Origin of the sequence: Streptomyces mesophilus, from assembly GCF_040300965.1 — a bacterium.
Taxonomy (GTDB): domain Bacteria; phylum Actinomycetota; class Actinomycetes; order Streptomycetales; family Streptomycetaceae; genus Streptomyces; species Streptomyces mesophilus_A.
The window spans coordinates 21,286-33,542 of the sequence record NZ_JBEPEW010000038.1 but is presented as its reverse complement, the minus strand read 5'-3'; the positions used below and the strand labels follow the sequence as shown (position 1 = coordinate 33,542).

Genomic DNA, 12,257 nt, shown 5'->3' with positions numbered 1-12,257 from the left:
CTAGCGTGAGCCGCCGTCAGCGTGATGGTCCCGAACGCCGCATTTGTCACCTGACCCGCGCGGTCCGCGCACGGACGGCCGGACGACACCACGGCAGCGCACCTGGGCGACGGACGCCCCACACCGCCCCATGGGCGATCGTCCGACCGACGCCCGTGACGACTACGCATGACCGAACGCGCACACGGTGCCAGGCGCACCACAGTCCGGAGGGACCAGCTCCGCCGCAGCCCGATGAGGGGGTCCGTATGCTGACGCACGCCCGTCCGGGAACGGCCATCGGCACCGACCGGGTCGAGGGCCTGCATCGGGCCGTCGCGGCCACCGCCCGCCGAAGTCCCGGGGCACTGGCGCTCGTGGACCGCGACCGGTCCCTCAGCTACGGCGAACTCGACCGTCGCGCACGCGCCTGGGCGGCCGAGCTGACCGCGCTCGGCGTACGGTCCGGGCACCTGGTGCCGATCGTCCTGCCCCGGAACGCCGAACTGGTCACTGCACTCCTGGCGGTCCTCCACACCGGTGCGGCGTACTGCCTGCTCGACCCCTCCTGGCCCCCGGCCCGCCTTGCGGCCCTCGTCGGCCAACTCGGCAGCCCCGTCGTCTGCGGTCCTGCCACCCTCGCCGAGCAGATCACCGAGGAACGCACCCTGTGGACACCATCGGAACGGCCCGCCCCACCGCCACCTGACCTGACGGAGGCCGACACCACGTCCGACGACGCCGGCTGCGTGTTCTTCACCTCCGGTACGACCGGATCGCCCAAGGGCAGCATCACCCCGCACGGCGCCATCGCCCGGCTGTTCCGGGCCGGCCCTCTGACCCGCCTCGCCGACCGCACGGTCGTACCGGTGGGCGCTCCCACCCCTTGGGACGCCTTCGCGCTCGAACTGTGGTGGCCCCTGCTCAACGGGGGCACCGCCCTCTTCGATGACGAGCCGTACCTCACCGGCCCCTCCCTGCGCCGCGCCGTCACCGAACACCGGGCCACCGCCACATGGTTGACGAGCAGCGTCTTCAACATGATCGTCGACGAGGATCCGAGGGCCTTCGCGGGCCTGGCCATGGTGGTCACCGGCGGGGAGCGGCTCTCCCCCCGCCATGTTCGCCTCTTCCTCGAACACCACCCGGACATCGACCTGTTCAACGGTTACGGGCCGGTGGAATCCACGGTCTTCGCAACCATGCACCGCATCACCCTTGAGGACTGCGATCTGGCCGGCGGTATCCCCCTGGGAACCGAGGTCCCCGGGACAACGGTGTACGTCCTGCGGGGCGACGACCCCTGTCCCACCGGCGCCCAGGGAGAGATCGTGATCGCCGGGGAGGGCCTGGCCCGGGAGTACCTCGGAGACGAGGCCCTCACCCGGACCGCCTTCGTCCGGCTCACGCTCGACGGCACTCCGGTACGGGTCTACCGCACAGGCGACCTGGGGGTACGGGACCATAACGGGCTGCTGCACTTCCGGGGCCGCGCCGACCGCCGGCTGAAGATCCGCGGCCACCGCATCGAACCCTCCGAGGTGGAGCGCCAGATCGAAGGCCTGCTGCCGGTGCGCGCCTGCCACGTCCTGGCCGCACCGGGCGACGACGGACGCCCCGGCCGTCTCCTCGCCTTCTGCGTACCTCATGACCCCCAGGACCGGCTGTCCGAAGCGCTGTCTGTCCTGCGCCGGGAACTCCCCGCCTATCAGACGCCCGACCAGGTGGTCACTGTCCGGGCCCTCCCCCTGACCCCCAATGGCAAGACCGACGCCGCGGCACTCCTCGACCTCGTACGGGACTCCGGCCGGCACGCCCCGCATGCCAAACCTCCGGCCCACCACGGCGCCTTGCTCGCCCTGGTCCGTGATCTCTTCTCGACCGTCCTGGGACGGCCCTGTGCGGACAGCAGCCTGTCCTTCTTCGACCAGGGTGGCTCCTCCCTGGACGCAGGACGGCTGTGCACCCGGCTGTCCCAGGCCACCGGACGCCCGGTGCCGGTGTCCGGGCTCTACCAGCACCCCACCCCGGAGGCGCTCGCCGTCTGGCTCGCCCGCGAGGAACACCAGGACCACATTCCCTCGCGTGCTCCTGGCACGGCCCCCCTCACCCCCATCCAGACCCTTTTCCTCACCCGCCATCTGGCAGACCCCTCCGACCGCACCGGACACTGCCTGCTGACGTGGGTGATCGAGGGGCAAGTGGACCTCGACGCACTCGAGTCCGCCGTGGCATTCGTCCACCACCGCCACGAGGTGCTGCGAGCCGCCTATGTGACGGAGCCCTTCCCGCACCCCCAGCTCGTCGACCTCGCCCCGCCCCCGGTGGAGGAACTCCCTGCTGAGCCACGGGTGGACGGCGCCGTCGCTGCCGTCCGCCGCGCCTTCGATGAGGACCTCGACCCCACCGCCGCCGATCTGTGGCGGCTCGCTCTGGTACCCGTGGGAGACGACACCAGCGTCCTGGGAGTCGTGGTGCACCACATCGCCTTCGACGGATGGTCGGAACACCTACTCGCCGCGGAGCTCACTGAGGCCTACAACGCCGCCACGGCCGGAAAGCCCCCCGCGTTGCCGGCAGCACCCGTACCACTCGATCTGTCCTGGCGGCACTGCGCGAACGCCACCCCCGAGGACCGTACAAGGACCGCCGAAGCACTCGCTGGGGCCCCGGACATCGTGTGGCCCGGCGCGGCCTGCGACCAGAACTCCGCAGAGGACCGGTTCATCACCGCCGCCTTCCCCCAGCCGCAGATGCACCGGCTGGAGCGACAGTCACGGAAGGCAGCAACCACCCCTTTCGTGACGCTGCTCACCGCTTTCGCCGCCGCTGTCGCCGAGGTCACCGGGAACGAGGACTTCGTCGTCAGCACCCCCGTAAACCAACGCGCCGACCCGCAGACGGCGCAGGCCATCGGCTGCCACATCAACACGCTCTTCCTGCGGCTGCGTTCCTCGGCGCTCAAAGGTGACCTGAGCGCCCTGCGGGCCGTGACCGAGACCCTGAGACGTGCCCGGGCGGCCGGAGACATCCCGTACACGACCGCGGTCGAGCTGGCCGGTCCGCGGCGCTCCGGCCGCCCTCCGGTCGCACAGATCATGTTCGCCCTTCAGAACAACCCGTCGCCCCTGCTCGGTCTGCGCCACACCCGCAGCTCCTTCATCCGCCAGCCGTACCTGGACATTCCCCTGGAACTGCATGCGGAACTGTGGCCCGAGCCCCAGGGCGGACTACGCCTGGACGTCTCACACCGGCCGGACACGGGCGGCAGCGGCAGCCCACCCGCCCAAGCGATCACGGATGCCTTCCTCCGGATCACACACACCCTCCTGGACCGAATGTGAGGCGGCTGTCATGACCCGGCTCGCCGTCGACCCGGCGCTCCTCACCGACCCGCAGGCGCACGCCAGCGGCGACGTACACGAGGTGTGGCGCTGGATGAGACAACACGCGCCCGTGCACCACCACAAGGCCGGGGACTACCCCGCCTTCTGGTCCGTCACCCGCTACGAGGACATCCGGCGGGTCTACACCGACCCGGCGGCCTTCATCTCGGCACACGGGGTGATGCTCCGCCCCCTCGCCCTGGGCGACGATCCCGCGGGAGGGGTCACTATCGCGTTGTGCGACCCACCCAGGCACGGCGCGGCGCGGGCCCTCGTCGCGGACCTCTTCGCGGGCCGCGCCGTACGGGGCCTCGAGCAGCACCTCCGCGGCACCGCCCGTGGCCTAATCCGGACCGCGCAGGAGTCCGGCAGCTGCGAGTTCGTCCACGATGTCGCCGCGCCCCTGACGGCTGCCGTGATCGGCAGCCTGCTGGGCGTCGGCGGCGAGGACCGCGACAACCTGCTGGAGTGGACATCGGAGGCGTTCGAACAGGCACGCCCGCTGGCCACACATCCGCAACTCATGGCATTCCTTGCGGAGTTGATGGACGAATGCGTGCACGACCCCGGAGAGGACCTGCTCAGCCGCCTGGTCACCGGCACCGTCGCGGGACAGCGGCTTACGCCGATGGAAGCGCTCCTGAACTGCGAGAACGTCATCGGCGCCGCGGAGAACTCCAGCCTGTCGCTGGCCGGCGGCATCCTGGCCTTCGCCGGCCGTCCGCACGAGTGGGACCTGCTCACCCGACACCGCGAATATCTCCCGCACGCCGTCAACGAGGTGCTCCGCTGGACCTCCAGCGCCACCCACAGCATGCGCACCGCCACCACCACCGTGTCCCTCGCAGGACGGACCGTGGCCGCCGGGGAGCGTGTGGTGCTCTGGCTCCCCTCTGCCAATCGCGATGAGTCGGCCTTCGAGCGACCCGATGAGTTCCGTGTGACACGGCGCCCCAACCGGCACATGAGTTTCGGAGCCGGGCCGCACGCGTGCATCGGCGCCGCCCTGGCCCGTCTGCAGAGCACCGCGCTGCTGTCCGAACTCCTCGACAGCGGGCGGTGGTTCGAGCCGGCCGGTCCTCATGAGCCGTTGCGCTCGATCGTGGTGGGCGGTCCGGCCCGGCTTCCCGCCCGGGTGGCGCCGTTCGCTGCTCATGACAGGACACGTCGCCGGACGGCCCGTCCCTGACCCACAACCGATGCCGTTTCAGATACCGATACCGATACCAGGACCGACCCGACACCACGACCAAGTCCAAGCCCGGCACCGATCCCGACCCCAATTCCGGCAGAAAGAGACCCCAGTTCATGACCGACATCACCGTCGACATCGTCCGAGCACTCGTCGCGGAGCAATTCCCTCAGTGGGCCGACATGCCTGTCACTCCTGTCGAACCCCAGGGGTGGGACAACCGCACGTTCCGGATCGGGGACGACCTGTCGGCACGGCTGCCCAGCGGAGAGAGCTATGTCGCTGCGGTGGAGAAGGAGGACCGCTGTCTGCCCGTGCTGGCCCGCTCGCTGCCTCTCCCCGTGCCGGAGGCCGTGGCCACCGGACGCCCCAGCTCCGCCTACCCCTTCCCCTGGTCCGTACGGCGCTGGCTGCCCGGCCGGACTGTCGCGGATGCCACGGACATCGACCGCACCGTACTGGCCCGTGACCTCGGCAACTTCCTCACGAACCTGCGCAAGGTCCCGACGGAGGCGGGCCCCGCCGCAGGCCGCCACTCCCATTTCCGCGGCTGCCACCCCAGCGTGTACGGCGAGCAGGTCGAAGCGGCGCTGACCACGCTCAAGGACGAAGTGGACGTCACCGCCTGCCAGGAGATCTGGGGGGACGCGCTGACCTCCGCCTGGCCCCAGGCACCGGTCTGGTTCCACGGCGATGTCGCCGTGGGCAACATGCTGGCCGCCGAGGGCCGGCTCTCCGCGGTCATCGACTTCGGTACCTGCGGCGTCGGCGACCCCGCCTGCGACCTCGTCATGGCCTGGACGTACTTCGAGGGTGCGGAACGCCGGGCGTTCCGCGAGGCCGTGGGGCTGGACGACGACGCCTGGCGCCGGGCACGCGGCTGGGCCCTGTGGAAAGCACTGGCCACCATGGGCGGCCTGTCGAGCCCCGATCCCGAGCGCTTCCAGAACCAGGTCCTCGTCAAGGTCCTCGAGGACCCGGTCATCGACTGACGCCTCACCGGGCCGTCGCACCCCGACGACGGCCCCAGAGGTCCGCCCCCGTCCGCAGCACGGACCAGCCAGAAGGAACCCACGTGTCATTCGACCATCGAGACCTGACGCGTACCCTCGCCGACCTGCGCCGCATCGCCGCCGCCAAGGTCGAGGAGGACCGCCTGCCCACCGGACTCCAGGCAGCCCTGCAGGTCAGGGAAGACCTCGCCAAGCTGCAGCTCGAGACGTATGCGGTCGATCTGGAGACCAAGGGCTACACCGTCCTGCCCCCCGGAATCGCCGGCACTCCCGAACTCGTCGCCCGGCTGCGGGACAGGATCCTCGCCATCGCGGCGGAGGACCAGCCCGATGCACCCGAGGCCGGGCGCTCCCGGGGCCGCAACATGTGGCACATCCTGGACCGCGACCCCGCCTTCGAAGAAGCACTCATGGCTCCGGCCCCGCTCGCCCTGGTCGCCTACCTGATGGGATACCGGGCCAAGCTCAGCCAGTTCAGGGCCATCGTCAAGGACGAGTCCTCCGTCTCGCCCATGGAGATCCACGCGGACCAGAGCCGCAAAGTGCCCGCTCCCTGGCCCAGCGACGCCCAGTACTGCACCATCACCTGGTGCCTGACCGACTACACCCGGGACAACGGCGCGGTGTGTGTCTTCCCCGGTACGCACAAGCTGTGTACGGACGTGCCCAAGGAATTCGAGATGGCGCACGACCACCCGGACCTCGAAGTCATCGAAGCCCCCGCCGGCTCCGTGATCCTCTGGCACGGCGGACTGTGGCACGGAGCGGTACCCCGCACTGCACCCGGTGATCGCGTCACCCTCGTGATGCCGATGGTCGGGTACCACCTGCTCCCCCAGGAGGCGTTCTTCGCCTCCACCACACCGGAGATGCTGCAGCGCAACTCCTCCCGGTTCGCCGCGCTCATGGGCCTGCTGGGCTCCTGGCCGTGGGGGTCCGACGGCCCCGACACCCAGTACACACGCCCCAGTTGGCTGTCCACCTCCCGCGAGAACCGCTTCGCCTGACCCGCCCCTCCACCCACCTCTCCACCTGCCGCTCCGCTTGGCGGCCAGGACCCGAACAAGGAGGACAGCATGACCGAGACCACCGCAGAGCCCACCCCGGCCGATGCCCGGCTCGTCGCCTGGTGGAAGTTCGACGAAGGCGTGGGCGACATCGCCAAGGACTCCTCCGGCAACGGGCACACCCTCCGCCTCATAGGCAACCCGGCCTGGACACGCGCCGAAACAGGCGGCGCCATCGCCCTCAACGGCGCGGACCAGTACCTCCAGACCGACAGCGTTCCCCTGCGTACGGACGACAGCCTGAGCATCGCCGCATGGCTGCGTCTGGACAGTGCGGTGCTCGGTGAAGAGTTCGCCCTGCCGCCGGACTGGTTCGCCCTCACCGCCGTCAGTCAGCCGGGGCCCACGCCGGACTCGCTCACCCACTCCCCGTTCTACCTCGGGGTCAGGGCCCAGGACGAAGAGACCCCGGGCACCGTCATGTGGTGTCTCGAGACCGCACCCGTCGACGGCGATCCGCCCGGCCCGCCGTGGCCGTATGTCTGGGAGAACGCGTTCTCCAAGGAAGTGCTCGGCTCCTCCGCGCTGGACCGGTGGGTCTTCCTCGTCGGCGTGATCGACAAGGAGAACCTCACCACCCACGTCCACCTGCCCGCCACCGGCGACCACGGCAGCGCCACCCTCGTGGACAACTGGCCGTTCTGGCAGGCCGACGCCCCGCTCCAGATCGGCCGGGCCTACTGGCGGAACCAACCCGTCGACCAGTGGCACGGATCCATCGGTCCGGTCCGCCTGTACCAAGGAGTCCTGACAGCGGAGGAGGCTCAGCAGCTCTACCGCTACGACCTCGGCTCCACGGCCGGCTGATCCTTCCTGGGGACCCGCGATGCCCACTCCACGTATCACCGTCATCGGCCTGGGCCCCGGCCCCCGGGGCATGATCACCCCCGCCGCCCTGGAGGCGGCTGACGCCGCACGGCGCGTCCACACCACCGCGTCGTGGCATCCGGCGGGCCGCCTGCTGGGTGACCGCCCCCTCGTAACCCTTGAACCGGAGGGCGACCCGTCAACCGCCGCCCGGCACCTCATCGAGGAGGCCCACCGACACCCCGTCGTCCTCGCCGTCCCCGGCTCGCCCCTCGTCCTCGAGCCGGTGGTGGCCGGCCTGCTGGCCACCGCCCCCGACTCGGTCCGGGTCGTTCCCGGCATCTCCTTCCTGGACGCCCTGTGGCCCCGCCTCGGTATCGACCCCTTCCTGCACGGCGTCCGGGTGATCCCCGCCGAAACCGCCGACGCATACCTGCCCACTGCCGCACCCCTGGTCCTGACGGACCTGACCGCCCTTCCGGCCGGCCGCCTCGACGCCGTCATCGGGTCGAGGCCGCAGAGCGAGGCGGTCCTGGCTCGCCACGTCGGCCTGCCGGACGAGAACCTCCTGACGGTTTCGCCGGGACGGCCCGGCGAAACCGTCAGGGTCGATGCGTACACCTCGCTGTACCTGCCGGCGCCCCCCGCCACTTCAGCCCTGGCGGAAGCCCTTCTGGCCCAGCAGCGCGGCGCCCGCCTGGGATACACCATGCGCGACTTGGACGCCGCGTTCGCCGACGTCGAGGCGGAGGTGCAGGAGGCACGCGCGGAACCCACCGAAGCCGAGGCGGCGGACATCCTCTTCGCCGCCGTCCATGTGCACCGGCTGCTGAAGGCGGACCCCGACGCCGCCCTGCGCGCGGCGGTCCGCCGCTTCACCGGACGCCTCGATTACGTCGAGGCCCTGGGCGAGGACCTCACCGACGCCCCACCCGAACGGCTGCGCCGACTCTGGGCCCTGGCCAAACAACATCAGAACCAGGACCAGCACTGAACGCCACCTCGCGCACCGGACCTCACATCACCAGGAGACGACGATGCCCGCCCCCCTGACGACCGGCAGCGCCGGGCTGAACGTGACGGACCTGACGCGCTCGGTCTCCTTCTACGTCTCGGCCCTGGGCTTCGAAGTGGTACGCCGCTCACCGCCGGGAGCCCCGCCCTGGGCGCACCTGGGGCTCGACGGCCAGGTCCTCCTGACGCTCTGGCAGCAGGCCGGTACCCCGTACGCTCCCGCACGCGCGGGCCTGCACCACCTTTCGTTCGAGGTGGCCTCCATGGCGGAGCTCTCGGCGCTGGAGGACCGTGTGCGCGCGGCCGCCGTACAGCTGCGGGAAGACCCGCATGGCCCGGCCCGGGTCAGCGACCGAGGGCAGTTCTTCTTCCGTGACCCTGACGGAATCCGCCTCGAGCTCTACACCGAGGAGCAACCCCCACAGCCGGCCCCCGCCCAAACCGCTCCGGCCTGCGGCTTCTACGAGGAACTGCCCCATCCTTCCGCCCTTGCCACCGGGGTCTGAGACACAGCGCGGCCCGGCCGCTTGTGCTCCGCACGGTGCCTCAACCAGCCCGAACCGCCTGCCTGACCACCTCTGTCTGCCCCCCGAGGGTGCGGGCGGCCAGCATGGCCCGTACGGGCAGGCGCATACCCAACTCGTTGCCCAGCCGCCCGATCAGCCGCGTGATCAGCAAGGAGTCCCCGCCCAGCACGAAGAAGTCGGAGTCCGCATCCACCTCGTCGAGCCCGAGGCAGACCCGCCAGGCGGAGGCGACAAGGTGCTCCACGTCCGGTGCCGGCACGGCCGCCACCTCGTCCCCCGCACCGCTCCGGTCACCCTCTGCCCCGACGGATGCCGGCGCAGGCTCTCCACAGCTGGGTGCAGGCTGTCCACGGCTCCACTCCGCAGCCACACCAGACAACTCCGGTGCCCGGTGTACAGGTCCGCGGAAGGGGTGGACGGGAAGCCGGGCCGGGGCACCGTCCCCCGCGAGTGCCGCCAGATCCACCGGTCTGCCAGCTGCCCACAGGTCGGCGAGGCCCCGCAGCACCGGAACAGGATCCGTGTCGCCCGGAGCGCCGCCGAGCGTCGCGCAGGGCACCTCGTGGGCCGCCACGGCCGGAGTGAGCGTACGGCCGGGGCCGACCTCAAGTGCACCGGCTCCCGGCAGGACTTCGGCCAGCGCGACCCACGCCTCATGGAACAGCACCGTCGAGCGGGCGCCCGCACTCCAGACGGACGGATCCAGCTCCTCACCCTCGCCCAGCACCCGTCCCAACGCGGAACTGGCGAACGGCAGGACGGCCGCCCGTCGTGCCAGCCCCGACGCCTCGTCCTCCAGCTCACCCAGGCATGCATCGACGAGGCGGCTGTGAAAGGCACGGGTGGTCCGCAGACGGCGGTGGACCAGGCCAGTGGGCAAGGCCGCCGCGAACTGCTCGATCTCCGGTACGGAGCCCGCCACCACGCAGGCCGCGGGAGCGTTGACCGCGGCGAGATCGACGCCGGTCCCCGCGATCAACTCGTGCGCACGCTCCACATCACACCCGAGCGCCAGCATGGCCCCGGCAGGACATGCCTGCATGGCGCGGCCACGTACGACCGCGAGGCCGACCGCCTCTTGCGCGGTGAGCAGCCCCGCGACGACCGCCGCCGCGAGTTCGCCGAGGCTGTGCCCCACCACCCCGTCGGGACGCACACCCAGCGCCCCGAGAGCCGCGGCGGCGGCGATCTGTGTGCAGACGAGCGCAGGCTGGGCGAGCGCGGTCTCGTCCAGTGCGCCCGCGTCGAAGGACGGATCGACGAGCGCGGTGTGCACCCTCGCGCGCAGCGGTCCCGGGAGATGATCCAGACACCGGCCGAGCTCCTCGCGGAACCCCGGAAGCGCCTCCTGGTACGGGAGGGCCATACCCGGCGACTGCGTCCCCTGACCGGGGAAGAGGAGCAGCAGCGGTCCGGGCCCGTCGGTGGGCACGATTCCATGCACGCCCTCCGATCGCTCCCGCAGCAGGCGGGCACCGGTGTCGGCAGCGGTGGCGACCACGGCACGGCGGTGCTTCAGCGGAGCCCGGCCACGGGCCAGGGTGCATGCGGCATCGGTGACGGACATGCCCGCCGCCTCCAGCGCACGGGCCGTCGCCTCGGTGAGCGCCTGCAAGGCGCTCCCGTCCCCCGCGGACAGCGCCAGGACGCGAGGGCGCCCGGCGTCGGTCCTGTCCGGCGCCGCAGCTACAGCCGGCTGCTCGAGCACCACGTGGACGTTGGTCCCCCCGATGCCGAACGCGCTCACGCCGGCACGACGCGGCCCCGCCGGCCCCTGCCATGGTGTGCGTTCGGTGGGCACGTAGAGCGGCGAACAGGAGGATTCGAGGAGCGGGTTGAGCTTCTGGAAGCCCGCGACCGGTGGTATCTCGCCCGTCTTGAGCACCAGCAATGCCTTGACGAGAGCCGCGAGCCCCGCACAGGCGTCGAGATGGCCCACGTTCGCCTTCACCGCCCCGACGGCTGTCTGCTGTCGGCGGGTGCCCCCGTCGCTCAGGACGCTGGAAGCCGCCTCCCACTCGATGGGGTCACCGATGGGCGTCCCCGTGCCGTGGGTCTCCAGATAGCCGATGCTCTCCGCACCGACCTGGGCGGCGGCCAGCGCGCTGCGGATGACTTCCTGCTGGCCCCTGACCGAAGGCGCGTAGTAACCGGCTTTCGCCGACCCGTCGTTGTTGAACGCGGACCCGAGAATCACCCCGTGCGGGACGACCCCGTCGAGGACGGCGTCCTCCGCCCTGCGCAGCACGACACAGGCAGCCCCCGATCCGGCGACGACTCCATCAGCGGTACCGCAGAACGGCCGGCAGTTCCCACTGGGCGACAACACCCCTCCGTGCAGCGCCAGATGACCGCCCTGGGGGAACCCCATGCCGGTGGCCACCACGAGTGCCTGGTCGCAGTCTCCGTTCAGCAGGCTCTGCACCGCCAGGTGCACGCCCACAAGGGATGAGGAGCAGGCGGTCTGCACGGCGAGCGCCGGTCCCGTCAGACCGAGCTTGTACGAGATACGGCTCGCCATGAAGTCCGGTTCGGAGCCGTGGATGAGATCGTCCAGCATGGCCGGATCCACCGGACCGCGCCCGAGGATCGCCCGCAGATAGCCGCTGCCGGTGCAGGAGGCGAACACGGCCGTGCGCCGGACGTCGCCGTACGGGTTCACCCCGGAGTCCTCCAGGGCCTGCCAGGCGACCTCCAGGGCGAGTCGCTGCTGAGGGTCCGTCAACTGCGCCTCTCGGCGACTCATCCCGAAGAACTCGTGGTCGAACCGGTCGGCATCCGGCAGCAACCCGCGGACCGGCACGTAGCGGGGGTCGTCGACCACGGACGGTTCAAGTCCCGCTGCGATCAAGGCGTCGCGGGTCAACATCGTGGTGAACACCTGACCGTCAAGGACGGCCTCCCACCACTCGCCCAGATCGGCGGGCCCGGGAAACCTGGCGGCCACACCGGTGACCGCGATATCGAACGAAGGGTCACGACTCATGGAAATCCTCACTGCGCGTGGATGGCCGTACGTCCACAGGTCCGCTCGCGCCCGCTCCCGCCCGCCGTGAGCGCATGGGCCGTGTCCGTGGCCCGCGCGCCATGGCCTCCGCTGCACGTGACCATACTGTTCCCGCTGCCCGCGATAACGGGCCCTCCGCTCCGACTCTGCCATGCGACAAGCGGTTCTCCAGCCGCGGGTTCCCCAACAGGGCCAGTAGCTGAGGGGCTTCGGCAGAGCGGTGGGCGGGCGGCTGAGGTCGGGTCTCGGGGTGGGGCGTCCGCCC

Annotated in this window: 8 protein-coding genes; 7 read left to right on the top strand and 1 reads right to left on the bottom strand. The window is 71.0% G+C overall.

Annotated elements, in window-relative coordinates:
• Positions 1–248 precede the first annotated feature (248 nt).
• The 7 genes from ABT367_RS16270 to ABT367_RS16240 all read left to right on the top strand — a co-directional run bounded on the left by ABT367_RS16270 (position 249) and on the right by ABT367_RS16240 (position 8,964).
• A complete protein-coding gene (locus ABT367_RS16270; RefSeq protein WP_352253750.1) occupies positions 249–3,323 on the top strand; it encodes an AMP-binding protein in 3,075 nt (1,024 codons plus the stop codon).
• Positions 3,324–3,333: 10 nt separating this feature from the next.
• Positions 3,334–4,554, top strand: coding sequence for a cytochrome P450 (locus ABT367_RS16265; RefSeq protein WP_352253749.1), 1,221 nt, complete (start codon positions 3,334–3,336; stop codon positions 4,552–4,554).
• 119 nt (positions 4,555–4,673) lie between these two features.
• Positions 4,674–5,549, top strand: coding sequence for an aminoglycoside phosphotransferase family protein (locus ABT367_RS16260; protein WP_352253748.1), 876 nt, complete (start codon positions 4,674–4,676; stop codon positions 5,547–5,549).
• A gap of 83 nt (positions 5,550–5,632) precedes the next feature.
• Positions 5,633–6,577: a phytanoyl-CoA dioxygenase family protein gene (locus ABT367_RS16255; RefSeq protein WP_352253747.1), complete on the top strand. Its 945-nt coding sequence runs from the start codon at positions 5,633–5,635 to the stop codon at positions 6,575–6,577.
• A gap of 69 nt (positions 6,578–6,646) precedes the next feature.
• Positions 6,647–7,444: a LamG-like jellyroll fold domain-containing protein gene (locus ABT367_RS16250; RefSeq protein ID WP_352253746.1), complete on the top strand. Its 798-nt coding sequence runs from the start codon at positions 6,647–6,649 to the stop codon at positions 7,442–7,444.
• Positions 7,445–7,463: 19 nt separating this feature from the next.
• On the top strand, positions 7,464–8,438 hold the full coding sequence (locus ABT367_RS16245) for an SAM-dependent methyltransferase (protein ID WP_352253745.1): 975 nt from the start codon (positions 7,464–7,466) through the stop codon (positions 8,436–8,438).
• Positions 8,439–8,481: 43 nt separating this feature from the next.
• Positions 8,482–8,964, top strand: a complete 483-nt coding sequence (locus ABT367_RS16240; RefSeq protein ID WP_352253744.1) for a VOC family protein — start codon at positions 8,482–8,484, stop codon at positions 8,962–8,964.
• Between the two features lie 40 nt (positions 8,965–9,004).
• On the opposite strand, the gene ABT367_RS16235 is transcribed toward ABT367_RS16240, so the two are convergent.
• Positions 9,005–11,971 carry a type I polyketide synthase gene (locus tag ABT367_RS16235; protein ID WP_352253743.1) on the bottom strand — a complete coding sequence of 989 codons (2,967 nt, stop codon included), beginning with the start codon at positions 11,969–11,971 and terminating at the stop codon, positions 9,005–9,007.
• Between the last annotated feature and the right edge of the window lie 286 nt (positions 11,972–12,257).

Coding starts and splice junctions, on each gene's coding strand:
- ABT367_RS16235 (WP_352253743.1), bottom strand. CDS start 11,971: ATGAGTCGTGACCCTTCGTTCGATATCGCGGTCACCGGTGTGGCCGCC.
- ABT367_RS16265 (WP_352253749.1), top strand. CDS start 3,334: ATGACCCGGCTCGCCGTCGACCCGGCGCTCCTCACCGACCCGCAGGCG.
- ABT367_RS16270 (WP_352253750.1), top strand. CDS start 249: ATGCTGACGCACGCCCGTCCGGGAACGGCCATCGGCACCGACCGGGTC.
- ABT367_RS16245 (WP_352253745.1), top strand. CDS start 7,464: ATGCCCACTCCACGTATCACCGTCATCGGCCTGGGCCCCGGCCCCCGG.
- ABT367_RS16260 (WP_352253748.1), top strand. CDS start 4,674: ATGACCGACATCACCGTCGACATCGTCCGAGCACTCGTCGCGGAGCAA.
- ABT367_RS16240 (WP_352253744.1), top strand. CDS start 8,482: ATGCCCGCCCCCCTGACGACCGGCAGCGCCGGGCTGAACGTGACGGAC.
- ABT367_RS16250 (WP_352253746.1), top strand. CDS start 6,647: ATGACCGAGACCACCGCAGAGCCCACCCCGGCCGATGCCCGGCTCGTC.